At 68.4% G+C, this 25,001-nt stretch carries 20 protein-coding genes and 1 pseudogene; 18 read left to right on the top strand and 3 right to left on the bottom strand.

Going from position 1 to position 25,001, the window contains the following annotated elements; translation table 11 throughout:
* Positions 1-185 precede the first annotated feature (185 nt).
* Genes ACFUNE_RS05370 through ACFUNE_RS05360 form a run of 3 tightly spaced genes read left to right on the top strand, consistent with a single transcriptional unit; the run spans position 186 to position 4,431 of the window.
* On the top strand, positions 186-1,190 hold the full coding sequence (locus tag ACFUNE_RS05370; RefSeq protein ID WP_383562446.1) for a nucleotidyltransferase: 1,005 nt from the start codon (positions 186-188) through the stop codon (positions 1,188-1,190).
* Positions 1,187-2,656, top strand: a complete 1,470-nt coding sequence (locus ACFUNE_RS05365; RefSeq protein WP_383562444.1) for a ThiF family adenylyltransferase — start codon at positions 1,187-1,189, stop codon at positions 2,654-2,656. The genes ACFUNE_RS05370 and ACFUNE_RS05365 overlap by 4 nt, the downstream gene beginning before the upstream one ends.
* Entirely contained in the window at positions 2,653-4,431 is a 1,779-nt protein-coding gene (locus tag ACFUNE_RS05360; protein ID WP_383562442.1) for an SAVED domain-containing protein, read from the top strand. Before ACFUNE_RS05365 ends, ACFUNE_RS05360 begins: the two co-directional genes overlap by 4 nt.
* Here the strand turns inward: ACFUNE_RS05360 and ACFUNE_RS05355 are convergent.
* Positions 4,430-4,756: pseudogene (locus ACFUNE_RS05355) on the bottom strand (transposase); the annotation flags it as partial. The gene ACFUNE_RS05360 and the pseudogene ACFUNE_RS05355 sit on opposite strands and share 2 nt — an antisense overlap.
* Positions 4,757-4,862: 106 nt before the next feature.
* Between ACFUNE_RS05355 and ACFUNE_RS05350 the strand changes: the two are divergent.
* Positions 4,863-9,296 carry a hypothetical protein gene (locus ACFUNE_RS05350; protein WP_383562440.1) on the top strand — a complete coding sequence of 1,478 codons (4,434 nt, stop codon included), beginning with the start codon at positions 4,863-4,865 and terminating at the stop codon, positions 9,294-9,296.
* 1,096 nt (positions 9,297-10,392) lie between these two features.
* Here the strand turns inward: ACFUNE_RS05350 and ACFUNE_RS05345 are convergent.
* On the bottom strand, positions 10,393-10,869 hold the full coding sequence (locus ACFUNE_RS05345) for an ArsI/CadI family heavy metal resistance metalloenzyme (protein ID WP_383562438.1): 477 nt from the start codon (positions 10,867-10,869) through the stop codon (positions 10,393-10,395).
* 80 nt (positions 10,870-10,949) lie between these two features.
* Here ACFUNE_RS05345 and ACFUNE_RS05340 point away from each other — a divergent pair, with 80 nt between their 5' ends.
* The 4 genes from ACFUNE_RS05340 to ACFUNE_RS05325 all read left to right on the top strand — a co-directional run bounded on the left by ACFUNE_RS05340 (position 10,950) and on the right by ACFUNE_RS05325 (position 13,930).
* Positions 10,950-11,351: a helix-turn-helix transcriptional regulator gene (locus ACFUNE_RS05340; RefSeq protein ID WP_109878880.1), complete on the top strand. Its 402-nt coding sequence runs from the start codon at positions 10,950-10,952 to the stop codon at positions 11,349-11,351.
* Positions 11,348-12,466: an ACR3 family arsenite efflux transporter gene (gene arsB / locus ACFUNE_RS05335; RefSeq protein WP_383562435.1), complete on the top strand. Its 1,119-nt coding sequence runs from the start codon at positions 11,348-11,350 to the stop codon at positions 12,464-12,466. Before ACFUNE_RS05340 ends, arsB begins: the two co-directional genes overlap by 4 nt.
* Positions 12,459-12,866 (top strand): arsenate reductase ArsC, encoded by a 408-nt coding sequence (locus ACFUNE_RS05330; RefSeq protein ID WP_383562433.1) that lies wholly within the window; start codon positions 12,459-12,461, stop codon positions 12,864-12,866. The genes arsB and ACFUNE_RS05330 overlap by 8 nt, the downstream gene beginning before the upstream one ends.
* 128 nt (positions 12,867-12,994) lie before the next feature.
* A complete protein-coding gene (locus ACFUNE_RS05325; protein ID WP_383563038.1) occupies positions 12,995-13,930 on the top strand; it encodes a DUF5655 domain-containing protein in 936 nt (311 codons plus the stop codon).
* A gap of 99 nt (positions 13,931-14,029) precedes the next feature.
* On the opposite strand, the gene ACFUNE_RS05320 is transcribed toward ACFUNE_RS05325, so the two are convergent.
* Positions 14,030-14,776: a DNA-methyltransferase gene (locus tag ACFUNE_RS05320; RefSeq protein ID WP_383562431.1), complete on the bottom strand. Its 747-nt coding sequence runs from the start codon at positions 14,774-14,776 to the stop codon at positions 14,030-14,032.
* A 573-nt stretch (positions 14,777-15,349) separates the two neighbouring features.
* Here ACFUNE_RS05320 and ACFUNE_RS05315 point away from each other — a divergent pair.
* The 10 genes from ACFUNE_RS05315 to ACFUNE_RS05270 all read left to right on the top strand — a co-directional run bounded on the left by ACFUNE_RS05315 (position 15,350) and on the right by ACFUNE_RS05270 (position 24,900).
* Entirely contained in the window at positions 15,350-16,495 is a 1,146-nt protein-coding gene (locus ACFUNE_RS05315) for a C40 family peptidase (protein WP_383562429.1), read from the top strand.
* Between the two features lie 89 nt (positions 16,496-16,584).
* A complete protein-coding gene (locus ACFUNE_RS05310; protein WP_023421641.1) occupies positions 16,585-16,893 on the top strand; it encodes a DUF6112 family protein in 309 nt (102 codons plus the stop codon).
* Entirely contained in the window at positions 16,893-17,573 is a 681-nt protein-coding gene (locus tag ACFUNE_RS05305; RefSeq protein WP_383562427.1) for a hypothetical protein, read from the top strand. Before ACFUNE_RS05310 ends, ACFUNE_RS05305 begins: the two co-directional genes overlap by 1 nt.
* A 28-nt stretch (positions 17,574-17,601) precedes the next feature.
* Entirely contained in the window at positions 17,602-19,005 is a 1,404-nt protein-coding gene (locus ACFUNE_RS05300; RefSeq protein WP_383562425.1) for an ATP-binding protein, read from the top strand.
* A 130-nt stretch (positions 19,006-19,135) separates the two neighbouring features.
* Positions 19,136-20,602, top strand: a complete 1,467-nt coding sequence (locus ACFUNE_RS05295; RefSeq protein WP_383562423.1) for an SCO6880 family protein — start codon at positions 19,136-19,138, stop codon at positions 20,600-20,602.
* 25 nt (positions 20,603-20,627) lie between these two features.
* A complete protein-coding gene (locus ACFUNE_RS05290) occupies positions 20,628-21,080 on the top strand; it encodes a DUF6238 family protein (RefSeq protein WP_383562421.1) in 453 nt (150 codons plus the stop codon).
* 26 nt (positions 21,081-21,106) lie between these two features.
* Positions 21,107-22,612 carry an ATP-binding protein gene (locus ACFUNE_RS05285; protein ID WP_383562420.1) on the top strand — a complete coding sequence of 502 codons (1,506 nt, stop codon included), beginning with the start codon at positions 21,107-21,109 and terminating at the stop codon, positions 22,610-22,612.
* Positions 22,613-22,707: 95 nt separating this feature from the next.
* A complete protein-coding gene (locus ACFUNE_RS05280; RefSeq protein ID WP_383562418.1) occupies positions 22,708-23,343 on the top strand; it encodes a hypothetical protein in 636 nt (211 codons plus the stop codon).
* Positions 23,344-23,474: 131 nt separating this feature from the next.
* A complete protein-coding gene (locus tag ACFUNE_RS05275) occupies positions 23,475-24,038 on the top strand; it encodes a hypothetical protein (RefSeq protein WP_383562416.1) in 564 nt (187 codons plus the stop codon).
* Between the two features lie 97 nt (positions 24,039-24,135).
* Positions 24,136-24,900 carry a hypothetical protein gene (locus ACFUNE_RS05270; RefSeq protein WP_383562414.1) on the top strand — a complete coding sequence of 255 codons (765 nt, stop codon included), beginning with the start codon at positions 24,136-24,138 and terminating at the stop codon, positions 24,898-24,900.
* Positions 24,901-25,001: the final 101 nt, after the last annotated feature.

The raw sequence follows: 25,001 nt of genomic DNA, 5'->3' as shown, positions 1-25,001 counted from the left end.
CGGGTCGTGCCGTTGACTGACGCGCGGGGCTCCGGCCGGGCGGACAGACCAACGCGAAGACAGCCCAGCAGGACGTCAGTCAGTGGTAGAGCCACGACCGCCGGAACCCACGTACCACTGTCAATGTCAGTGGTGTCAGGCAATCTGAGCAGGCAACTGCAGTCACAACCAGACCGGAGGGCCCGATGGCTCACCTCAAGCAGCAGTTCAAGGATGCGCTGAGCTCCATCGAGCCCGGCGACGACAAGACCAACGCACCAGAGGCGCATCGCCTCGTCCGTGACGCCCTTAAGGCTGATGCCAAGCTCGTCGAGTACGGCGTCAGCCCGGTACTGATCGGCTCCTACAAGCGCAGCGTGTCGATCCGCAGGATCAAGGACGTCGACGTGTTCGTGCGCCTGCCCGATGTTCCGAGCGATGTCACGTCGACGGACATCCTCGACAAGTTCTTCAAGGTCCTGCATGCGGAGTTCGCCACCGACGCCGACGGACACCGGCGCACCAAGCGTCAGGACCGGAGCCTGCAGGTCTCCTTCCCGGAGTACGACCTCTACGTCGACGCGGTGCCTGCCCGCCCCTACGGGGACGGAACCTGGGAGATCCCCCAGAAGGGCGACGAGAACGAGTGGGTGCGCACCAACCCAGACGGGCTGACAGACCTCTCGAGCACGATGAACGCGGACCACGACGAGTACTACGTACCGACCGTTAAACTACTTCGGCAGACTCGTCGCGCCCTGCTCGGCACGAAGAAGCCCGGCGGGTTCTTCATCGAAATGGCTGCCTATCAGGCGTTCGCCTCAGGCGCAGTCTCGGGCAACGACCAGGCGGAGTACTACGTCTCCGCTCTCCTAGAGGTCAGCAAGATCATAGAGCACTTCGTGACCTACGGCATCGCAGTGACCGACCCGACCCTGTCCGGACACACCGTCCACATCCGCGCTACCGACGATGAACTGGGCACCGCTCGTACGCGGTTCAACGACGCCGCGATGTCGGCAGAAGCTGCGCTCGCCGAGGAGGATGCGGGCACGGCCGCGCTAGCGTTCCGGAGACTGCTGGGCGAGAACGGCGATGGAGATACGGTCTTCCCGATGCCTCCCGGCTTCAACGAGGACGGCAGTAAAAAGGCATCCGCGATCTCGCCCGGCGCCCGCGTCGTTCCTGCCGGCGAGAGGACCTTCGGGTGACCTCTGTCGGCTTCGACGAGTACGTCGCCTACGCGCGGCTGCACTTCGAGGAGGGCCTGATCCGCGCTGGGTTCCACGAGGTGGAAGCAGGGTGGGAAGGGCCTGTCCCGCACTCGGCGGGCACGACCCGTGTAGTGATCGACCTGCCGCCCCGCTTCCCGTTTCGGCCGCCGAGGGTGGTGCCGGTCGATCACGACGCGGTGCCCTGGTCCTGGCACCGCGATTCGGACGGCGCGCTGTGCCTAGTTGCTGAAGAAGATCACGACGAGCTCTGGTGGACGGAGGCACCGGCGTATCTCGAACACGTCACAGCATGGTTCGAGCACGCGCACACCGGATGGACGGACGATCGGCCCGACCTCGACCTCGACCGGTACTTCCATCAGTCCGCGGACCGGCGCCTCTACCTCTACGACGACCTCGGCCAGTACCTCAACCGCTCCGTCCGCTTCAGCCCGGCCAGCAACAACACGATGCGGATCAGGCACGGCATCCGTCGCAGGAAGGCCCTCAAGCACAGCAAGGACCGCTTTGGGTTCGTGGCCGATCTCGGCGAGGTCGACGTGCCGCCGCGAACCTGGGCAGACATCTGTGCCCGGCTCGGTTCGAACGCGGATCTGAACCGCAGAATTCGTCGGCAGTTGGTCGCGGTCGTCGTGCTGGTTTACCGACGAGGCACCCACGAGGGCGCGATCGTGCTGGACGTAATGCCCACGAAGGAGGGCCGCACGGCCGTCACACGCCTGCGCTCGGGCGCAGACACCGAGGACGCCCGGTCCGCTCGCGCAGGCGTTCTCGCTGCCGAACTGCGTGAATCCAAGGTTGCCGTGGTCGGCGTCGGCGCTTTGGGCTCGTTCATCGCCGACATGCTCGTGCGCTCCGGTGTCCGTCACCTCACTCTCGTCGACGACGATGTGGTCATGCCAGGAAACCTCGTCCGCCACCTCGTCGGCCCCGACGCCGTCGGACTTCCAAAAGCCGAAGCGGTCAAGCGACACCTCATCAGACACAACGAGGCGCCAGCCGCAGGCATCGACGCTATCAATAGCTCCCTTACCTCGGGAACCGACGCGGTCGACCACTTGCGGAGCCACGACCTCGTCGTGAACGCCACCGCCGACTTCGCCACCACCGCGCTTCTGCATGTAAGCGCCCTAACCCTGGGCACACGGGTCCTGTCTGCGGCGCTTCAAAACGACGGCAGGACCTATCGCATCGACGTACTGCCACCGATCGACGCCTCAGCACCGCTGCCGCCTTCTACGAGCAGAACCGACACCAAGGCACCGCAACTGTTCGAAGCAGGCTGTGGAAGCCCGATCTCCCCAACGCCGCCCCACGCGGTGATTGAGGCAGCAGCAGCGACCGTCCGCCACGCCGTCGGACTCCTCGTGGACCGCCCCCTCCACCCTGCAGGGGAGACGCGCCACCTCCACTCCGCACCACAAGGGAGGCGCCACCAGTGACCCGGCCAGCACCACGGATCGAGCTGCGACAGGCAGCATACGAGGTCATCGCGTCCGCGACCGCGCAGCAGCTGCCGCGGGAAACGGGTGGCATCCTCCTCGGCTATCAGGAAGACGCCAACGTCGTTGTCACCCATACCCTCGTGGTCGACGGACAAGGAGCGTCGACCCACAGGTACGTGCGCGATGACGTTAAAGCGAACATGCTGCTCGCAGAGTTCCTGGTCCAGCGAGCGGACGACGATCCAACCGGCTACGTCGGCGAGTGGCACAGCCATCCCACACCGTCCGGACCGAGCCCGACGGATCATGCCGCGATGCGGGCAATGGCCCGGGAGCACAACGGCCCGATCGCACTCCTCGTTTACGCTCCCGGCGGGACGGAACCCTTCTCCGGACTTATCACCCGGCGCCAACGATGGGGACGCGTCACCGGCAGGGCAGCAACGGTCCTTCCGCCACCGCAGAAATTCAAGCCGCTGGGACCACTGCCCAAGGGCGCAGTCCGGCCTGACGGAGCGGTGTTCATCTCCTACCGGCAGTCTGACGGGTCCTCGCAAGCCGAGGCGATCGAGAATCTGCTCAGGGCGGCCGGCCTCGTCGTGTGGAGAGACCGTACCGACCTGCGCGCAGGCACAACGACCGATCGCCTCGAACAAGCCCTGACCCAAGGGCTTTCAGCAGCCGTACTCGTCGTGACACCGGACATCGTCCACAGCGACATCGTCCGAGAACGTGAGCTGCCTCGGCTGCTCCAACTGGACGAGGCTCCCGCCTTCAGCCTGTGCATCGCGAACAAGACCGCCAGAGCGGGAAGCGATACACGGTGCGACTACAACGCACCGGACCGACTCCTAAGACTCGCTCCCTCCCAGACCCTCGCCGACAAGAAGCAAAGCAACATGCTCCAGCCGTCGGGCGAGAGCGAGATCGTGCGCGACCTACTGATGCACCGAGTCGAACAACGCAAGCCCGCCATTCACAGCCAGAACGATGTCTTCACGATCCGAGTCCAGACCCGCCCCGCGCCCTTCGCCATGGACGCGGGCGAGGACGACCTGCACATCCGCATCAGGGCCGCCAGCGACGGGCGTCTGCCGTTGCGAGAGGGACTTCAGCTCCTGCAGACCACACTGCCCCTGACCAGCGACGCCGTCTATGCTGCTGGCGCGCAAACGGTACGCGTCTTTGGCGGAGCTCACCTGTCGGTAGCCCTGGCCTTGGGAGCTGCCCTGCCCGAGACCAAGATCGGCAATGTCGAGGTGGTCGACACCCGCGGCGCTGAGTGGACGTCTGCAGAAAGTGGTGACGACCCACTGAACCGCGAACTTCATACGCACCCAGTTGGCCTCGAACGAGCGCAGACACCCGACAGCCACGACCGCGTCGCGATCTTCCTCAGCCTGACTGCCAATCCAGATCAGACCGCATTCGAGCAGCTCCTGCACGAGTCCAGCGACGGTTTCGCCGCGGCCGCCGTAATCTCCGTCGCCGGCGAAGACCGACTCGACCCGCGCGAGGCCGCACGCCTCAGCACGGCTGCCGCGCAACAGATCAAAGCGCTTGCCGCACATAACGGCCGTGCGGAGGTGCATCTCGCTTTCCACGGCCCCTACACGATGGCTCTACTTGTAGGGCGATACCTCAACACACTGCGCACCGTCGTCTACGAGTGGGACGGTGCGACCCCTGGGAGGCCCCGCTACACCCCAGCTCTCGTGCTTGAGCCAGGTGTCAGCGGTGGACCGATCACCGAGGTCCTGCTCGGCCAATAGGCGTGGCCGTCCAGTTGCTTAACACTGGAGACCGCACCTCCGGTCGGCACAAGGCGTCGGCCCACTTGGCGAAGGCCTCCAGAAGGGCGGGGTAGTACTCGCGCAGCAGCGAGCGATGCTGGCTAACGACCTGCTGCCGGTTACAGACCGCGTCCTGCTGAACGCGGGCTAGTACGGCGATGGCGCGGGCCAGGTCGTTGTCGTTCGGCAGCGGCCATTGGGCATGCATATCCGTGCGCAGGGTGTTCGCCAGGGCCAGGGCGCCGCCGGGGTCGGACTTCTTGCGGAAGACTGCGCGCCGGTCGCGCGGGCCCGCCGGCAAGAGCCTGACATTCCCAGCCACGCCGCTGTCAGTGCCGGTGAGTACGGTAACAATCGGCACATCACGCACAGAGCAAGGACGGGAAGCCGTCCGGCAGTAAGGGAGACCGATGGCTCCGGAGCCAGGCGGCAATGCGGACAAGTTGGGTAACCGCTACGAGAGCGTGTGGACGATCAGACACGCCCTCTACGTCCTGCGCGGTGAGGGCGAATCGATCACCCTCGAGCCGGACGGCGTCTTGGGTGAGGGAACCGAGTTCGCCTACCGCTCCAACGGCCGAACCGAGGTACACCAGGTCAAGCGGCAGAACCGGAATGCCAACAGTTGGAGTGTGGCTTCCCTGCACGAAAAGGAGATTTGGCGGCATCTCCGCACGCACGCCGAAGCCGGTCACGACTTCCACTTCGTGTCCACGGTACCCGCCCGGCCACTCCAGGAGCTCAGCGACCGGGCCCGCAACTCGGATGACTATGCCTCCTTCGTTCGTCACCGGCTGACCAAAGAGCTTGAGACAGCCTTCAAAGGACTTTCCTCCCCGAGGATCTACGGCACGCCCGAGGCAGCATGGCGCATGCTCCGCTCGCTGTGGGTGGAGTGGCCCGACGAGCGGGACATCATCTCGATGAACACCACGCTCGCTGAACAAGTCCTGGCCGGTGCCCCCGGCCACGCGGCGGCCCTCGGGCTGGGTGATCTTCTCAACGACGCACTGGGCGTTCGTCTCGATGTTGCGGCCATCACCGCCCGGCTCCCGAGGTACAGGCTGCGGCGCGTGCGTCTGCTGGACGGCGGGCTCGTGGCCGACGCGGTAGGCGAGGCCACACAACGCTGGGCAGGGAGTGCCGAGCGGGATCTCCTGCAGCCGGTCATTCCTCGCCCGGAGGCTGCTCTGCTGACGGCGGGAGCGGCCGACGGCCCCCAGCTCACCCTGCTGACGGGTGCCGCCGGGGGCGGCAAAAGCGCCGTGCTGTACCAAGCATTCACCGGCCTCAGCGCCGCTGACACTCCGGTGCTGGCGTTCCGGCTCGACCGACTGGGCGCGTTCTCCACCACGACCGAGCTGGGCGAGCGCATCGGCCTGACCACATCGCCTGTCAGCGCGCTCGCCACCTTGGCGGACGGGCGCCCGTCTGTCCTGATCGTGGACCAGCTCGACGCTGTCAGTGTGATGTCCGGGCGCATCCCGAACACCTTCGACGCGGTCGCCGATTTGGTCCGTGAGGCGAGTGCCTATCCCACCATGCGGATCATCCTCGCCTGCCGTGGGTTCGACGCCGAGCACGACCACCGCATCCGGCAGCTCACCGATCCAAAGCGCTGTGTCCATGCCACCGTTGGGGAGCTCGACGACGAACAGATCGACTCTGCCATCACCGCCATGGGACTCGATGCCGCTGACGTTGGTCCTGATCAGCGGCGGCAGCTGCGGTCCCCTCTGCATCTGGTACTACTCGCCCAGGTTGCCGACAAGGAAGGAGCGCTAACCTTCCGTACCACTCAGCAGCTCTTCGATTCTTTCTGGGATCACAAGGAGAGGGAGTGCCGGCGCCGCAATTCAGACACACTCTTCCAAGAGACAGTCTCCACTGTCGCCGAGGCCATTAGCCGTCGACAGCAGTTGTCAGTCCCGCACACTATCCTCGACGGAGACAGTCTCTCTGCCAGTAGGAACACGTTGGTGTCTGAGCACGTACTGGTGCATGACGGCCAGCGGATCGCCTTCTTCCACGAGAGCTTTTTCGACTACGCATTCGCACGCGGCTGGATGCACCGCAACGAGACCCTGGTCACCTTCCTCACCAGCAGCGAACAGGAGCTCTTCCGACGCAGCCAGGTTCGCCAGATTCTCAGTCATTTGCGGGAGTTGGACCGCGAGCGGTTTGTCGAGGAGTGCGAGGCTCTGCTGTTGTGCCAGGACATCCGCTACCACATCAAGGAAGCGGCGCTCGCACTGCTCGGCAGCCTGGAGGCGCCGACCGCCGAGGAGTGGGACGCCGTAGCACGAGTGCTGGAGACCCGGCCCGTTTACCTGGACCGACTGGTGCACACTCTCAGCTGCGTCGGCTGGTTCGCCTGCGCCGACGCCGATGGGGTGATCGAGGAATGGATGAGTGGGCACGATCCGCAGGAGCGTGCGTGGGCGCTCCGGATCATGACGGGCGCCGTCAAGAAGCACCCCGATCGCATAGCCGAACTCCTGGCGCCCCACACCGCGCATCCGGAATATCTTTCGTGGTTGCTCGGGATCACTCGTTTCGCCGAGGTCGGAGACAGCAGGCCGCTCTTCGATCTGCTCTTGAGCGCAGTGCGGGCCGGGAGGTGCGCGGCCTACGAGCGCGCCCTCTGGATCTCCGCGCGCGACCTCGGCAAGCAGCAGCCGGAGTGGGCGGTCGACCTGCTCGTCGCCCACCTCTCCGAGCGACCGGACGCTCTATGGCTCGACGATCACCGACGGATCATCGCTCTCCTCAGCGAGGATCACTTCGCCCTGCGCTTGGTGGAGCACGCCTCCACCGGTGCTCCCGCATTCTTTTGCACCCGTCTGCTGCCCGTTCTTCTGCTGGTCATGGAAGCCACCGCTCATCCTGCGCGGGCCGGCTGGCCTGTCAGTGACGGCCACTTCGCCTTCCGCTGGCCGAACCAGGAGGCCAGGGCGTTGGACTCTGCCCTGCTCAACGGTGCGACCGCGGCACTGCGAGCCTGTGCCCTTGACTCCCCTTCCCAGCTCCGCCCGCTCCTGGAGAAACTGGTGGCCACCCCGTACGACACGGCACAGTGGCTTCTGTACCAGGCTCTGGATGCTGCGGGAGAGGCCCTCGCCCCGTGGTCGGCCGAGCTATTGCTTGAAGGCCGGCACCGCCTGCTGTCCGGGTACGCGAATGACGTGGTCTGGAGTGCACGCCAGGTCATTCGCTCCGTCAGCCCTTACCTTCCCGGCGAAACCCTCCGACAGCTTGAGGAAGCCGTGCTCCACCTCCGCCTTCCCCCCAAGGAAGAGCTCTCGCCCTGGGACGAGTTCGCTCTGCTCTCTGCATTGCCCGAGCAGAAGCTGTCGGAGCGAGGGGCCCGGCGCCTGGGGGAGCTTCGCCGTCGGCATGGCGGTGTACACCAGCCAGAGGAGCCGGAGGAGTTCACCGTAGGAATCATCGAGCCTCCCATCGCCAAAGAAGCAGCCCGGCGGATGAATGACGACCAGTGGTTGCGGGCCATGAGAAAGCACAATGAAGACCACACTGACTGGAAGACTCGCACAGGAGGCGTCGGTGAGCTGCGCCAAGTGCTCGAGAGCCAAACGGTTCAGCAACCTGAACGGTTCGCCCGGCTCGTGCTGAACCTGGACCGCGATATTCACCCCGCGTACGGCGCTTCACTGCTCTTGGGGCTCGGCAAGGCCGAAAAGCTCTGCGACCCGGCACCAGTCTTCGACGCGGTACGACATCTCGGCAGCCTCGGGCTGTCAGAGCACGATCGTTGGCTCGGCCGACCGCTCCAGAAGTACCTGGCGACCGCACCGCTTGATCTGGTGAAGCTGATCCTCGACCGGGCTCTCCAATTCGGCCGCCAGGGAGACGAACCGGTCGAACTCAGCAGCAACCCCGATCTGTACTTCGTCGGCATCAACACAGTCCGCGGAAGCGCCGCCGAGGGCTTGGGCGATCTACTTCTCTATGACTCGGACGGCTCCCGCACCGCGCTTGTGGCACCCCAGCTGCACAGCATGGCCGCCGATCCGTCCCTTGCAGTGCGATCCTGCGTCGCCCACGTCCTCCTCGCCGCCATGCGTCATGCCGGCCCTCAAGCGACCGCAGCGTTCCGCGTACTCGTCACAGCAAATGATGCGCTGCTGGCCACTCCGCGCGTGATGCGCCTTACCGTAGCCTTGGGCTACGAAGATCCTTCCGTGGTCAAGCCGGTGATCCAGCGAATGCTGTCTTCCGCCGACGAAGCTGTACGGCGGTCGGGCGGATTCCTCGCGGCGCTGGGGGCAATGCAGTGGGACATGCCGGACCTGTTGCGGGCGGTCCTCAGAGGTGACGACAGCGCCAAGCGCGAAGGGGCCGCTGACCTGTGCGCCCAGAGGCTTTCCAGCACTGGCGATCTCGCCCTGGCCAACGAAGCACTCAGCCAGTTCTTCCACGACCCGAACCAGCAAGTGCGTGAGGCCGCAGCAGCAACAGCTTCAGCCCTGCGGGGCCGACGCCTTCGCCCGTTCCGGAAGCAACTCACCGATCTCATGGCTTCACCTGCCTTCAGCCATGCCCTCCCCCAACTGTTGATCACTCTGGAACAGGCACCCGACCGAATCGACGACCTGCTCCTGCAATGCGTCCGCCGCTTCATTGAAGAGCACGGCGCTGAGTCCGGGGACATCTCCAACCGTGCGGCAGCAGACGCACACCACATCGGCGAGATACTGGTCCGCGCATACACTCAAGCCAGCACCGCCTCACGCCGCTCAGACATCCTCAACCTCCTGGATGAATTGCTGCTCAACGGAGCACAGGGGTTGACCGAAGCAGTCAACAGCGTCGGGCGCCCGTGAGTCAGACCACACGGCTCAACCTCAACCCGAGACCTACGCATTGCGAGACCGAGAGCGATCGTGCCGGGTAGTGCCGCACCATGCTTCCTGATGACGTTTTCCCAGATCAGACCACGTGTGCCGGTCTTCCCCGTGCGGCCTCGTACTGGCTCGTCCAAAGGCGTCTGTCCACCGGCTGTCCACCGGAGCGTCCCTCCGGGCGGTTCCCAGTGACCATTCAGTTGCGCACGTCGGGCGACCCGAACCGATGTGGCCCCTCCGCCCGACGCGCTTGTCAGAGTCTCACAACTGCTGCTCACGCTCTCGGGGAGACCTCCTCGCCCGATGACGCGACCCAGCCGGTGCGGGTGGTGCGGCACGCGGACGGTGACCTCATACGAATTCAGCTCAGCGCCCATGGGATGGGGCGAGCCACAGGCTGTCTGCCGCCGTCGCGCCACTCCAGCCACTTCGGATCATTCAGGACTCCGTCGGGGTCAGGGACGCCCAGCGCTTCGAGGAAAACAACCAGGTCGTGGTCGGAGTAGGCGGTGCCCAGTACCTCGTCACGGCCTCGGCGGTGAACCGTGACTCGTCGGCCGCCCGCCGCCGAGGGGCGATGGACGACGATCGGCGCACTACGCATGCACTCCACCCTGCAGTCGGTGTCCCTGACCGGCCATCTCTCGCGCCGGTCGTCGATCATCCCGCCCGCCGGATGGCCGGGGTGGAACTGCGGACGCTGCGCTGGGCCAGCTCCTTCAGTTCCATCCGGGCAGCTGGGGTTCCGGCTGGCCCTCTCCAGAACGGGTGGTCGGCGATCCGGGCCGACAGCTCCAGCAGACGACGGCGACCTTCGGTCGGGCTGGCGGCCGGGCCACCATCCGCGAGCTTCCGGTATGTGCTGTACCAGGCGGTCTGGTCACGTAGGAGATCAACTGGAAAGTCGTACGGGCGCATAACAACTATTAGATCGGATGTTCGATTTCTACGGCAACCGGCCGCGCGGATCGACACGGGCATCATCGCCGCCACCCAGCGTCGTCGAGCCTTGATCACGCGCTGCGGACCGGCGGGCGCGCCCAGGCCCGCCGGTCGGCGCCGTAGGCGTGATCCTTCAGCTGCCACACGCGCAGCTCGTGGCCACCTTCGGCGCGATCTCGGGCGCTGGCTGGTCGGTGCAGCAGGCGTCTGCGTTGTTGAGTGCGAGGCTCTTGCCCATCTGATCGGCGTCTGCCTTGACGACGTAGACCTCCCAGGGCTCCCTGCCGGGGCCGTGGACCCAGACCTTGTCCTGGAGGGCGTAGCAGCAAGAGGTGTCGTTCTCCTCGAAGGTGGCGAGGCCGGCGTCCTTGAGGCGGTCGGTGGCTTCGGTGACTGTCTGAGTGGATTCGACCTCGACTCCGAGGTGGTCCAGGCGGGTGTCCTGGCCGGGCTCGCCCTCGATCAGGACGAGCTTGAGCGGGGGCTCGGCGATCGCGAAGTTGGCGTATCCGGGGCGCCGCTTGGCCGGTTCGACGCCGAACAGCTGGGAGTAGAAGGTCACCGAGGCGTCGAGGTCGGCGACGTTGAGGGCGAGCTGGACACGGGACATGGAGGTCTCCCCGATCAGGTTGATTCGATGCCTGCCGATACAAGCTTGCGTCTTGAATAGAAGAACGTCAACATAGACGCATGTCGAAACAAGAGCTTGTGGTGCTCGGCCAGGACGGTGCCGAGGGTTGCTGCCCGGCGCTGCTAACCGCGCCGCTGGACGAGGACCAGGCCGCCGACCTGGCCAAGGTCTTCAAGGCGCTGGGCGACCCGGTGCGGCTGCGCCTGCTGTCGATGATCGCCTCCCGGGCGGGCGGGGAGGTCTGCGTCTGCGACCTCACCCCGGCCTTCGATCTGTCGCAGCCGACGATCTCCCATCACCTGAAGCTGCTGAAGCAGGCCGGGCTCATCGACTCCGAGCGACGCGGGACCTGGGTGTACTACCGCCTGCTGCCGCAGATGACCGACCGGCTTGCCGCCGTCCTGACCCGGCCGGTCGGGGAGGAACTGCCGGCGGTCGTACCTGCCGGGGCTGCCTCATGAGGGTCCAGCCCGCCACGACGGCGGAGACTGCGGTGCCGGTCGCCGGGCGGCTGTCCTTCCTCGACCGGTTTCTCGCCGCGTGGATCTTGCTCGCGATGGCGGCCGGGCTCGGGCTCGGCCGTCTCGTGCCCGGCCTCGGGGACGTGCTGGCCGGGGTAACCGTCACGGGGGTCTCCCTGCCGATCGCGCTGGGCCTGCTCGTGATGATGTTCCCCGTGCTGACCAAGGTCCGCTACGACCGCCTCGACACCGTCACCCGCGACCGCCGCCTGCTGGTGACGTCCCTGGTCCTGAACTGGGTCCTCGGCCCGGCCCTGATGTTCGCGCTGGCCTGGATCTTCCTGCCGGACCTGCCCGAGTACCGCACCGGCCTGATCATCGTCGGGCTCGCCCGCTGCATCGCCATGGTCATCATCTGGAACGACCTCGCCTGCGGCGACCGGGAGGCCGCCGCCGTGCTGGTCGCCCTGAACTCGCTCTTCCAGGTGGTCGCCTTCGCCGCGCTCGGCTGGTTCTACCTCTCCGTCCTGCCCGGCTGGCTCGGACTGGAGCAGACCGCCCTAGACGTGTCCGTGTGGGAGATCGCCCGCTCCGTCCTGATCTTCCTCGGCATCCCCCTGCTGGCCGGGTTCCTCACCCGCCGCATCGGCGAGAAGACCAAGGGCCGCACCTGGTACGAGACGAGGCTGATTCCCCGGATCGGGCCGTTCGCCCTGTACGGGCTGCTGTTCACCATCGTCGTGCTCTTCGCCCTCCAGGGCGACGCCATCACCTCCAAGCCGTTCGACGTCGCTCGGATCGCGCTGCCTCTGCTGGCCTACTTCGCGCTCATGTGGGCCGGGTCCATGGCCACCGGCCGCGCCGTCGGGCTGGACCACCCCAAGGCGACGACCCTGGCGTTCACCGCGGCAGGCAACAACTTCGAACTCGCCATCGCCGTCGCCATCGCCACCTTCGGCGCGACCTCCGGCCAAGCCCTCGCCGGAGTCGTCGGCCCTCTCATCGAGGTCCCCGTCCTGATCGGCCTCGTCTACGTCGCCCTGGCCGCCCGCCGCTACTTCCCCCAGCCCGCGGCCGACCCGGCCGCTCTCCAGAGGAGTTCCGCCCGTGCCTGAGCCCAGGCCGTCCGTGCTGTTCGTCTGCGTCCACAACGCCGGCCGCTCCCAGATGGCCGCCGCCTTCCTCACCCACCTCTCCCAGGGCCGCGTCGAGGTCCGCTCCGCCGGCTCCGCACCCGCCGACTCCGTGAACCCCGCCGCCGTCCAGGCCATGACGGAAGTCGGCATCGACATCGCCGCCGAAACCCCGAAGGTGCTCACCACCGAGGCCGTACAGGCATCCGACGTCGTGATCACCATGGGCTGCGGGGACACCTGCCCCGTCTTCCCCGGCAAGACGTACCTCGACTGGACACTCGAAGACCCCGCCGGCCAAGGCGTCGAGGCCGTCAGACCGATCCGCGACCAGATCGAACAACACGTCCGCAGCCTCCTCTCCGACCTTCAGCCCCGGTAACAACTGCCAACGGCAGCACAACACCTGCGCGTGAGAGCAGCCGGCGGCCACGGCCTGACCGATCAAGTGGAATAACCAAGGCGTTCGTTCAATTGGCTTCCTTGCAGAGATCGCGGGAGGGGGCGCTGGTGGCCGAGCTGATGTTGTTCCGGCAGGACGCGGACGGACGGGACGTCGAGCTGGCCGGCTCGACGGTTGCGCTGGAGGTGGAGCTGCAGCGGCGGGTCGAGGCCGGCCTGGAGCAGATGCTGGGCGTCCGTTTCCTGGCCTCGGAGTATCCGACCGGGCCTTGGCACCGGGGGCGGATCGACACCCTGGGGCTCGATGAGAACGGCAGCCCGGTGGTGATCGAGTTCAAGAAGGGCTCGGACAGCGGGGTGATGTCCCAGGCGGTCTCCTACCTGTCCTGGCTGGAGTCGGCGCACCACGAGTTCGAGGCGCTCGTGCGGAAGGTGCTGGGGGCGGACGCCGCCGAGTCCGTCGACTGGCGTCGTCCGCGGATGATCTGCATCGCGGCGGGCTTCTCGCACCACGACCGGGTGGCGGTGCAGAGGTTGCCCGAGCGGATCGACCTGGTGCGTTACCGGATCTTCGACGGTGGCCTGCTGGGGCTGCTGCTCGTGGACTCCGCGACCGGCTTCCCGAGCGCTGCCTCGTCTCGCCGGGGCCGGGAGCGGGCACCCGTGGCGGACAGCGTGCCGACGGCTTCGGCGGTTCCTCCGCCTGCGGGTGGAGGAGCGGTGCCGGAGTGCCTGCGGGACCTGTACGCGGAACTGGACGAGGCGCTCACGGCGTGGGGCGAGGTGGAGGTGGCGTCCCTGCGGCACTACATCGCCTACCGGCGGTTGGTGAATGTGGCGTCGGTGATCTTCCGTCCGAAGCACGAGGCGATCCTGGTGTACCTCAGACTCGACCCGGGCACGGTCGAGTTGGAGGAGGGCTTCACCCGGGACATGCGCGGTATCGGGCACCTCGGGACCGGCGACCTGGAGGTCCGCGTCGTCTCGGCAGCCGACTTGGAGAAGGCGGCGCCGCTGATCCGGCGGGCGTTCGAGGCGGCCTGACGTAACAGGAGGGGCGGCTGGTGCATCGGTTAGTCGATGCTCCAGCCGCCCCTCTGGCGTCTGTGGGCCGCCGGCCCTGGCCTCTCTTCGCTCTCATGCTCATGCCTCCGGTCCGGCCAGCTCGAAGTCGTCCTTCGTCAGTTCGGCCCGCAGCCGCTCCTCGGCGACGTCCGCGTAGTGCGCGGACAGCTCGACGCCCACGAAGTGGCGTCCCTCGCGCAGGGCAGCGACCCCGGTGGAGCCGCTGCCGGTGAACGGGTCAAGGACGGTGCCACCCTCGGAGCAGACCTGGACGAGCTGCTGCATGACCTCGACCGGCTTCTGGGTGATGTGAACCCGGCCCTTGCGGGGCTGGGAGGCGATGTAGTGCCCCGGCAGGTAGAGATCGCGGGTGTTGTCGAGGGAGCCCTTGACGCCCCAGATGATGAACTCCGAGTCCTGCTTCGGCCCGCCCTTGCGGGGCCGGCTGGACGGCTTGATCCACGGAATCGTGCCGCTCCAGGTCCATCCCGCCATCTGCAGGGCGTCGGAGGTGGTCGGCTCCTGGCGCCAGTCGGTGAAGACCATCGCGACCGCGTGCTCGGTCGAGGCCCGGTACGCCTCGGTGAGGAGTTCGGTGAGCCAGGAGCGGTAGGAGCGCTGGTCGCGGTTCTCTCCCGGGAAGTTGGCGAGGTCGTGCGTCGAGTTGCTCGTGACGTACTTGGCACGGGCGGTACGGCCGGTTCGGTCCGAGCTGGTGCGGCCCCCAGAGTTGTACGGGGGATCGGTGATCACCGCCTGGACGCTCTCGTCCGGGAGGGACTTCAGGACGGTCAGGGCATCGCCTCGGTGCAGCGTGTAACTCATGGGGGCCTCTTTTCGGGCGCGGCGGAGTCTGGACCTGCTCCGGACAGCGCTCAACGGCGCCATCCGGCGCAAGGTTGCAGCGGAGGTTAACGGCGAATTCCGGCCGCGCCCAACGAGGTGGATCCCTGCTTCTGGCCCCTGGATGGCAGTCGTTTGGTGCGGCCGGAATCCCGGTCTACTGTCTCGCCGTGCCACCGGGAAGGAGCGCTGCTTCACCCCCGTTGAGCTGTGCTTATTCGTGCCGTCTCGTCCAATCGAGCGGCTTCGGAGGCATGTTGCCCATCTGCCCGCGAGCGCCGTGAGGAGGCCCCTGTGCACTGCCTGAGATTACGAGCGCGGCTGGCTGCCGCGCGTGACCTGAAACCGGCGTCGGGGAGCTACCAACTCCTCTGACGTGGGCCCGCCGAGAGGCGGATGTACATCGACGCGGTGCCGACGGCTTTGCACGAGAAGTCGGCACCGCGTCTCCTACGAACACCGAGGAGCCGCGATGCAGCATGCCCTGACACACCCGCGCCCCGACCCACCTCCGTCGACTGGTCCGCACCGCCGTCGTGCTGAACGGCGGCGGCCGTGAGGAAGACGACGGGAGCCCTCGTCGGTCTGTGCGCCACCGGACCACTCCTGCTGGCACTGCCGATCCTTGGCATCGGTGCCGGGACCGCCTCGGCCTCGTGCTCGACCGACGGCGCACAAGGTGTGGACACCTCCACCGTCGCCAAGCAGGTGAAGGCCATCCTGGACGGCGGCGACAAGGGCTCGGTCTCCGTGCCGGGCCTGGACGCGCCTGCCGACCAGGTGCCCAACGCCAAGACGATCCAGGCCACGGGCGTCGCCATGAACATCCCCGCCCGAGGGCAGGTCGTCGCCCTGTCAACCGCTCTGCAGGAGAGCGGCCTGCGGAACCTGACCTACGGCGACCGCGATTCGCTGGGTCTCTTCCAGCAGCGGCCTTCGATGGGCTGGGGCACGGCCAGCCAGATCCTTGACCCGGTGCACGCCTCGACGAAGTTCTACGAGGGGCTCAAGAAGGTCTCCGGCTGGCAGTCCCTCTCTGTCACCCAGGCCGCCCAGGCGGTGCAGAAGTCGGGCTTCCCGGAGGCGTACGCCAAGTGGGAGCCGCTGGCCACCGCCCTGCAGAAGGCCATCGAGCCCCTGCTGCAGAGGGCCGGCGGTGCATCGCCGAGCCCGTCGCCGTCCGGCTCTGCCGACACCGGCAGCCCCTCTCCCGATTCCGCGGGGGGTTGTTCGGCGGACGGCGACGGGACGGACTTCGGCACCATCCCGGCGGGCGCCCTGCCGGACGAGTACAAGATTCCCGCCTCCGCGCCGCGAGAGGTGCAGACGGCGATCCGGTGGGCGCTCGGCCAGCTCGGCACCCCGTATCAGTGGGGCGGCACGTGCACCGACTCCCACGGCAAGAACCCGATGGGCCGCTGCGACTGCTCCTCCCTCATGCAGGGCGCGTACAAGGCCACCGGGGTCACCCTGACGCGGACCACGTACACGCAGGTCAAGGACGGCAAGGCCGTCTCGGTCGATGCCCTCAAGCCGGGCGACCTCCTCTTCACCGAGGGGACGGCCGCCGTACCGGAACACGTCGGGATGGCGATCGGGCAGGGCCTGATCGTCCACGCCCCACACACCGGTGACGTCGTACGGATCACCACCGTCGCGTCCTGGAAATCGCGGATTCTCGCGGCCCGCCGAGTCGTCTGACCGGCGCTCCTCCCCCTCCTCACCTCCCCCTCGCACCGCTGGTTCCCCCCGCCGGGCTTTGGCGTGCGCCCATTCGAACTGGAGTTCACATGTATCTCGCTGACCAGGTCATACAGCTCGCCTACGACCCCGGAATCAAGCCGAACGAGGGAGGGCTTCCGGGCCTCAACGTCCTCAAGCAGGTGATGGGCTCGATCAACCTCTTCGGGCTCATCGCCGTGGTCGGCGCCCTCGCCGTCAGTGCGGGCGTGTGGGCCTGGGGTCACCACTCGGGTGGTCACCAGGCCGAGGCGAACGGGAAGAAGGGCGTGCTAGTGAGCGCGGGCGCGGCCCTTCTGCTCGGTGCGGCCAACGGCGTGGTGGCGTTCTTCTCGACGCTCGGGACGCAGGTCCACTGATGGCTCAGCACTCCACCCACCCCGGCGGCGCATCTCGCGTGCGCCGCCGGGCGCTGCTCGGCACTGCCGTCCTGGCGGTGCTCGTCGCCCTCGCCGGCCTGGCCGCCTACCTCACCCGCGAGGGCCGAAGCCCCTCCGAAACTGCGGCGCCACCGCCGAGTTCGCCCACGGCGTCCGCGTCGTCCGCGGCACCGTCCGGGCCTCATACCCGGCCCCGCGCTCTGCCCGTTCCACCGAAAACCCACGACCCGATCACGTACGGGAAGGCCGCCGCAGCAGCGCTGTGGTCGTACGACACCCGCGCGTACTCGCAACCCGAGCTGCGCAAGGCACTGCGCGGCTGGCTGACCACGGAGTCGAAATACGCCGACCCGGCCTCCGTCGACCAGGCGGTCCCCTCGGCCGTGCTGTGGAAGGAGATGGCCGCCAACAAGCAGGTCGCCACCGCCAAGATCAACGAGGGGCACTTCCCGCACGCCTTCACCCAGGCCCTCCAGGACGACCCCGGGGCGATCACCCAGGCGTACGTCTACGCCGTCACGGTCTCCGGCAAGCAGTCGATTCGCTGGAGGGGCTCGGCCGCCGGCGGCGCGGAGAGCCGGTCCACCACCCTCGCGGTCCAGTGCCGGCCCGACCACCCCTGCGCCCTGGTCGGCGTCATGCCGTCCGTCGCGCCCTGACCCTCGCCCCAGAACGGAGGTACGACCCATGGGAGTCTGCGACTTCCCGCTGATGGACAAGGTGTGCGGCGCCGTCGACTTCGCCACCAACCCCGCCGGCACCGTCACCGATGGTCTCGGCGCGTGGATCGCGAAGTCGGCGGGCGAGCTGGCGTCCAGCGCGGCCGACCTGGCCGCCAAGGCCGTCAACAAGACAACGGCCATCGACCTCAACGCGGGGTGGTTCCGCGACAACTACGAGCTGCTGCTGCCCATCGGCCTCGCCCTGACCGTCGGCATCTTCTGCATCCAGCTCATGACCGCGGCCTGGCGCCGCGACGAACGTGCCCTCGCCAAGGCGGCGTTCGGCACCATGACCGGAGTTCTGTTCAGCTTCTCCGCCATCGCTTTCACGACCGTCGCCATCACCGTGGTGGACGCGCTGTCCGACGGCCTCTTCAAAGCCGCCAACACCTCGATCGACGACGCGATTCGTCGTGTGATCAAGGTTGATCAGATGGGGGCCATGTACGGCCTCGGCTGGGGTGTGCCCGCGCTGGTGGCCTTCGGGTGCGCGATCGGTGCCATCCTCTACTGGGGCGTGATGGTGGCCCGCAAGGTCGGCGTCCTGATCATGGTCGCGCTCGCGGTGTTCGCCGGGGCGGGCGGCGGCTGGGAAGTCGCCAAACGGTGGCGACGCGGCTGGATCGAGGCCACCGGCACCCTCATCGTCTCCAAGCTGTTGATGACCGTGGTCTTCCTCATCGGCGTCTCCGCCATGGGCAAGACCGACGCCAGCGACGGAATGGCGGCCCTGTCCGACGCGATGGCCGGCATCGTCGTGATGGTCCTGGTGTTGCTCTGCCCCTACGCGACGTACAAGTTCGTCCACTGGGCCAGCGACGGCGGCGGCCACGACGACATGCACCGCACCGGCGTCGCCGGCATGGCGGTCGCCGCGGGAGCCGCAAAGACCGCAGGCAGCCTCGCACTGCGGGCCGGTACCGGCACCCCCGCTCCGCAGGGTCCGAACCAGGTCCCGGGCGCGGGCACCGATGGCGTCGCCTCCGGCATCACCCCCTCCGGCGGCAACCTCAGCAAGGAGGGCATCGACGCCGGGCCGCCCAAGCAGCAGACGCGCTTCCGGTACGGCGAAGACCCGGACGCGAGCGGCGACAAGGGCCAGGCTCTGATCCAGCGCCCCGGGATCCCGCCACTGATCACACGTCCTGGCGAGGACAAACCGGAAGGGTCCGAGTCGACTGCCCAAGGCGTTGCGGGCGGCTCCGGTCACCTCGCAGGCGCATCGGCTCCGGGCGGCGACATGACCTCCATGCCGCCAGCCGACCCCGGACCTTCGGCCTCGGGCACTCCGGCGTCCGGGCCGTCGGCCACCGGCTCCGCGACGCCGACGAACTGGGTGTATCCCACCCAGCCGCCGTCGGGTTCCTGACCCACATCCCCGGGGGCGGGCCGCACTCCACGGCCCTCCCCCGCCCCCACCAGCAGAAAGGTTTCGCCATGACGTCCAGAAGAGCGCCGCGCGCCCCGTCCTCCGCCCGCTCCCACCGTCTGGAACCACCATGTCCGGCAAGCACCAGTCCTCCACGCCCACCGTGAAGTTCCCGCACCGCAGCAGGCGCGGCGTCCTGCTCGGCCTGACCGTCCCGCAGTTGGCCGTCGCCGGACTCACCGGCCTTCTCCTTCTCGCCGTGATCCTCGCCCGCGGTGTGGTCGGCGGCCTCCAGCTCATCCCGCTGTGGGCCGTCATCGGCCTCCTCGTTTTCGTCCGCCACCGAGGCCGTGCTCTGGCGGACTGGGCCCCGATCGTCGTCCGATACGCGCTGCGCCGGATGCGAGGCCAGCTCCTCTGGCTCACCCGGCCCTCCCGCCGGCCGACCCGCGAGGGACTGCTCCACCTTCCCGGCACCGCTGCCAGCCTGCGCGTGACCACCGCCCCCGATGGCAAGTACGGCGCGGTCCACAACCCGCACACCGGGACGCTGACCGCGGTGGTCAAGGTCTCCTCCCGCGCCTACGCCCTGCTCGACCCGGGCACCCAGCAGGCCAACGTCGGCGGCTGGGGACGCGCGCTGGCAGCCCTCGCCCGTACCGGGCAGATCGCCCGCATCCAGGTGATCGAGCGCACCATCCCCGACTCCGGTGACGCGCTGCGCCGCTACTGGGAAGAGCACGGCCGGCCCGACACCCCGATGGCCGGAGCGATCTACAACGAGCTGATCCAGAGCGCCGGGCCCGCAGCCGCCCCGCACGAGGCGTACGTCGCGGTTTCCCTGGCCACCAAGGCGGCCCGTCGGCTGATCAACCAGGCTGGCGGCGGTCTCACCGGTGCCTTCAGCGTCCTCGCCCAGCTCACCTCCACGTTCGACCAGGCGGCGCGGACCGCGGGTCTCACCCCGACGGGCTGGCTCACCGCACGCGAGATCGCCGCCGTGGTGCGCACCTCCTACGACCCGAAGGCGCTGGCGACACTCGACCGCTGGTCCACTGCCGGTCGCCCCGAGGCCGAGCCCGCCGCCGCCGGCCCCGTCGTGGTCGTCGAGAAGGCGGACCACATCGCCACCGACTCCGCCGTGCACGCCACCTACTGGGTGGAGAACTGGCCGCGCACCGAGGCCAGCGCCGGCTTCCTGCACCAGCTCCTGTTCACCGGCGGCGTCCGGCGCACGCTGTCGCTCTCCTACGAGCCGAAGAACCTCGACGCTGCCCTGCGCGACGTGCAGCGCAAGAAGTCCAGCGTGATCGCCGACGCCGCCGAACGGGCCCGGCGCGGCCAGGTCGACTCCGAGGCGGACTCGATCGAGTACCAGGACATCAAGTCCCGCGAACGCCAGCTCATCGCCGGGCACGCCGACGTCGCCCTGACCGGTCTGCTGACCGTCTCGGCCGACACCGAGGACGAGCTGCGCACCGCCTGCGCGGTCGTGGAGACCGCCGCTGTCGGCGCCCAGCTCGATCTCCGGCCGCTGACCTGGCAGCAGGCCGAGGCGTTCACCGCCGCCGCCCTGCCGCTCGCGCTCGCTGCCTGACCCTTCCCTTCGAAAGAGCACCCTCATGTCCCGCACCGCCAGCCCGACCGCGCAGGACTTCGTGCCCTTCGCCACCGCCGCGCTCGACTTCCACCGGGCGCTCAACATCCCGGGCGGCCCGCTGGTCACCACCCGGGCCGAGCTGGACGCCCTGCACGCCCACCTCGTCTCGCTGTACGGGCTGCTCGACGCCCACGCCGATCGCACCGGGCAGCTCGTCGCGGTCGAGGGCGACCAGCTTCGTACCGCCCGCACCCGCATCTGGCAGGCCGCCGAGCACCTCCACGCCGCCTACCACGCGGCGCCCCGGCCGGACTCCGGCGAGATCCCCGAGCCGGAGGCGTGCCAGGCCGGCCTTCCGGAGGGCGCACCGGAACTGACCATCTGCCAGCGCCACCAGCGCACCGCTCATCTCGTGCGGCGGCGCACCACCCCGGCCGACCTGCACGCCCCGTTCACCGGCCTCGTCCGCCGCTGACCCACCCCTCATCTGGAGAAACGCTCATGCCCCGTACCCGCGCCAGTGCCTCCCCTCTGTTCGTGCCCCGTAAGACGACACGCGCCGAGCAGCGGGCTGCCCGAGCCGGTTTCGCCGAAGCCCGCCGCCAGGCACGCCTCGCCGGAAACTCGCCCAAGCACCGCGCCGAGCAGACCCTCGACCCGGATCTGCGGCCCACCTACCCGCTCGCCGGTCGCCCCGGTCTGGCCTCCGCCCGCGGCGGGAAGCTCGCCCTGCCCGCCCACCGGATGACCACCGCCACAGCCAGCGGCGCGTACCCGTTTGTGGCCGAGGGCGGCCTGGGCGCCGAAGGGGTGTTCATCGGCCGCGATGTGCACGCGGAGGCGGCTTTCTGCTTCGACCCGTTCTCGCTCTACAACAGCGGCCGGGTGGAGGGCTTCACCAATCCCAACGCGGTCCTCGCCGGGATCATCGGCATGGGCAAGTCGGCGCTGGCGAAGTCGATCGCCACGCGGTCGATCGCCCACGGCTACCGGATCTACATCCCCTGCGATCCCAAGGGGGAGTGGACCGGTGTCTCGCAGGCCCTCGGCGGATACAGCATCGCCCTGGGCCCGGGGCTCCCTGGCCGGTTGAACCCGCTGGATGCCCCGGCCCGCCCCGCCTCCGTGAGCGAGGAGGACTGGTTCACGGAGGTTCGCAAGCGCCGTCTGCTGCTGCTGGCCAGCCTCGCCCGCACCGTGCTGAAGCGCGACCTGCTGCCGATGGAGCACACCGCCCTCGACCTGGCCCTGGATCTGGTCGTCGCTGACGCCGCCGCCCGGGGCACGGTGCCGCTGCTCGGCGAGATCGCGCACGTACTCGGCTCGCCCGAACGCCTCGACCAGGCCCTCGGCCACCAGGCGGGGCACCTCGGTTCAGCCGCCCAGGACCTCGCCCATGCCTTGCGACGTCTCGTGCACGGCGACTTGAGCGGCATGTTCGACGCGCCGAGCACCGTGTCGTTCGATCCGACCACACCGATGCTGTCCATCGATCTCTCCCGTCTCGGCGGCTCCGGTGACGACACGGCACTGGTGCTCGCGATGACGTGCGCGAGCGCGTGGATGGAGTCAGCCCTCAGTGATCCCGATGGTGGTCGGCGCTGGGTGATCTACGACGAGGCGTGGCGGCTGATGCGGCACGTCGGGCTGCTGGAGCGGATGCAGAGCCAGTGGAAGCTCTCCCGAGGGCTGGGCATCGCGAACCTGATGGTGATCCACCGCCTCAGCGATTTGCTCTCGGCGGGCGACGCCGGGTCTCGCGGCCGGGTCCTTGCCGAGGGGCTCCTCGCGGACTGCAGCACGCGCATCATCTACCGCCAGGAGCCTGACCAGCTCGCCGCCGCTGCATCTCTGCTCGGCCTGACCGGCGTCGAGACCCAGGCGGTGTCCGCCCTGACCAAGGGCCGAGGTCTGTGGAAGGTCGCCGGCCGCTCCTTCATCACCCAGCACATCCTCCACCCGGCCGAGCGGGAGCTGTTCGACACCGACGCCCGCATGTCGGCCTAGCCCAACGACCAGCTCAGCAGCAGGGATCGATCATGTCTGCTTCTTCCACTCCTCCTTCCTCCGGTGATAACCAACCACCGCAGGCCACCGACCCCTTGGCGTGGCGACGACACCTCCCGGCACTGGCCTCAGCCGCCGCCGGCATCAACGAGGCGTCCGACGCTTGGGACGCGGTTTCGGACTCCCTCTGCGACGCGGACGGCTGGCCGCTGGACGACAAGGTCTACGGGGACGGGAAGGTCAAGCGGGACGCCGAAGCGTGGAAGCACGCCGAGGTGTTCCTCGACCACGGACCCGAGGTGCTGGCCGGCGTCCGCGCCGCCGCCGACGGCCCCGACTACGTCGAGGGGCCGATCAGTGACGACCTCCGTCGGATAGGCGGGATCGACACCATCCTGTTCCGGGCGGAGGAGCTGCGGCACGAATGGGACGGCGTCATGGCGCTTATGGACGGTTCGCAGCCGAGCGTGCTCCACCTCTACCAGGAGCGTGCCGAGGAGCACCGCAACACCGAAGGCTGGCACTACGCACACGAAATGGGCTACAAGGGCCCGGCGTTGGTGCGCGTCGGCGAATACCTAGCTCACCGGGCGGACACCGAACGGCCGCCGCAGACCGAGCGGGCTCGCGTCGCCCTGACCCGCTCCACGCACAACACCCCCGCCGTATCACCTGCTTCGCCCCAGGTCCCGCCGGCATCGCATCCGCCGGCTCCCGGTCGCTCGCGGTGATCCGTAGCACACAGTCACGGCAGCGCCAAACTGCCCGATCACCGGATCCTCATGGACCACCGCACTCCTTCAAGCTCCACGCCCCCAGCGGCTCCCGCCGTGCGGCGGGGCGTTCGGCAACGGAGAACTCCATGCACCACGAAACCCCGCCCCCGCCCGCCGCGTCCGATCCGCGTCGCCTTAAGGCCGCCCTCTGTTCCGCGCTCGGGCAGCGCGGCCTGGAGTGCACCGTCGAGTACGGCCTCAGCGACTACATCGTCCACGCCGAGCTTCCTGACGGCAGTTCGCTGATCATCTCGCCCCCGCAGGAGCCGCCCTCCGAGCACCCCGAGTCCCCGGAAAGCTGGATGGTCACCCGCCACCGGTCCGCCGAGCCTGCCGTCTACGAGGTGATCTACGACTCCGAACCGGACGGTCCGCATGCGCGCCACGGCGGCAGCGTGCCGGATCTCCTCTCCGCTGTCGACGCCCGCCTGGACCAGCTTGGCGTACCGCCACGCCAGGAGCAGGAACGTTCCAGCAAGGCGCGCGCCGCCACCGTGCTCCCGCCCGACTCCGCTCCATCCCGGGCGAGTGTCGCTCTCGCCTCTTCGCCGTCGGTCGGCCAGCGCGTGCTCCCGACCGGTCCGCCGCCGGAGTCTTCCGCGCGGGCCGCGCCGCCGTCGGCCAGTTCCTCATCCGCTCCCCGGCTCTGACCGACCGCGATCCAGGAGTCCTCCGTGCACCGCACCCTCAGAACTGATCCGCCCGTCGCCCGCACCTGCAACCGCACCCGCCTCGGATGGATCTGCCATGCCCAGCCACTACGACGTGCTGCCCGACCTGGCCTTCGGCCACCACCCCGTCCACGGCATCGTCGCCGCGAACCCGAAGAACCTCGCGGCCAGCACCTGGATGCTCAAGGGATTCGACTTCCATCCCGTCCCCGACCAGCCGACGTTGTACGCGCTGGCCGACCAGAACCGTGACGGACACGGCCGTACGAGCCGGGCCATCGAGCTGCTGCGCAAGGCCGGCTACGAGGTCGATGTGGACGTCGCACTTGCCCCTGCGCTGGCGCCCGACACGGCACAGGTACGCGACCGCGGTCCGCTTGGTGAACCAGACGTCGCCTTCGCCGATCACCCGCAGCTCGGCATCGTCGCAGCCCTCGACGACCGTGTCTCCGGCCTCAGCGGGCTCGTGCTGGTGGAGGACGGCTGGCGGCACAACTTGAGCCTGGACATCTACACGCTCCCCGCGACCACCGATCGCGTCGAGGCGCTGGGAAAGGTCGCCGACGCCACGGTGGCCCTGCACCGTTCGGGGCTCCAGGTCGCAGTGCAGCCCCGCCTCGCTCAAGAGGTGACGGATCGGCCCCGCCCTGCTGCCACGCCGGCCGTCGGTCGTGAGCGCGGCCGTGGTCCCGCTCGCGCGTCTCCGTTGAGCGCCGCCGCGCTCGCCGCCAGCCCGGCCTGTGCAGGAACTCTGGGCAGGGCGCCGGTCCCCGCCTCCGCCGTCACCACGGCGGCGGTCCGACCGATCGCCCCCCGCATCGCGTACTCCCGCGACCGCTGATCCAACTCCTTAAGGAGGCCCTTCCATGGCCGTGAAGACGATCTGGCCTATCGGCCACACCGCCGCAGACCTCTTCGGCGCATGGACGGGAGGACGGGTAT

Source organism: Streptomyces sp. NPDC057287 (assembly GCF_042667905.1).
Taxonomy (GTDB): Bacteria; Actinomycetota; Actinomycetes; order Streptomycetales; family Streptomycetaceae; genus Streptomyces.
Note: the sequence above shows the minus strand (reverse complement) of the source record. Positions and strands in the feature narration are given on the sequence as shown.

Excerpts from the sequence above, each read along its gene's own strand:
- ACFUNE_RS05285 (WP_383562420.1), top strand. The coding sequence starts at position 21,107 with ATGCCCCGTACCCGCGCCAGTGCCTCCCCTCTGTTCGTGCCCCGTAAG.
- ACFUNE_RS05270 (WP_383562414.1), top strand. The coding sequence starts at position 24,136 with ATGCCCAGCCACTACGACGTGCTGCCCGACCTGGCCTTCGGCCACCAC.
- ACFUNE_RS05275 (WP_383562416.1), top strand. The coding sequence starts at position 23,475 with ATGCACCACGAAACCCCGCCCCCGCCCGCCGCGTCCGATCCGCGTCGC.
- ACFUNE_RS05300 (WP_383562425.1), top strand. The coding sequence starts at position 17,602 with ATGGGAGTCTGCGACTTCCCGCTGATGGACAAGGTGTGCGGCGCCGTC.
- ACFUNE_RS05305 (WP_383562427.1), top strand. The coding sequence starts at position 16,893 with ATGGCTCAGCACTCCACCCACCCCGGCGGCGCATCTCGCGTGCGCCGC.
- ACFUNE_RS05310 (WP_023421641.1), top strand. The coding sequence starts at position 16,585 with ATGTATCTCGCTGACCAGGTCATACAGCTCGCCTACGACCCCGGAATC.
- ACFUNE_RS05350 (WP_383562440.1), top strand. The coding sequence starts at position 4,863 with ATGGCTCCGGAGCCAGGCGGCAATGCGGACAAGTTGGGTAACCGCTAC.
- arsB (WP_383562435.1), top strand. The coding sequence starts at position 11,348 with ATGAGGGTCCAGCCCGCCACGACGGCGGAGACTGCGGTGCCGGTCGCC.
- ACFUNE_RS05290 (WP_383562421.1), top strand. The coding sequence starts at position 20,628 with ATGTCCCGCACCGCCAGCCCGACCGCGCAGGACTTCGTGCCCTTCGCC.
- ACFUNE_RS05295 (WP_383562423.1), top strand. The coding sequence starts at position 19,136 with ATGTCCGGCAAGCACCAGTCCTCCACGCCCACCGTGAAGTTCCCGCAC.
- ACFUNE_RS05370 (WP_383562446.1), top strand. The coding sequence starts at position 186 with ATGGCTCACCTCAAGCAGCAGTTCAAGGATGCGCTGAGCTCCATCGAG.
- ACFUNE_RS05345 (WP_383562438.1), bottom strand. The coding sequence starts at position 10,869 with ATGTCCCGTGTCCAGCTCGCCCTCAACGTCGCCGACCTCGACGCCTCG.
- ACFUNE_RS05320 (WP_383562431.1), bottom strand. The coding sequence starts at position 14,776 with ATGAGTTACACGCTGCACCGAGGCGATGCCCTGACCGTCCTGAAGTCC.
- ACFUNE_RS05340 (WP_109878880.1), top strand. The coding sequence starts at position 10,950 with ATGTCGAAACAAGAGCTTGTGGTGCTCGGCCAGGACGGTGCCGAGGGT.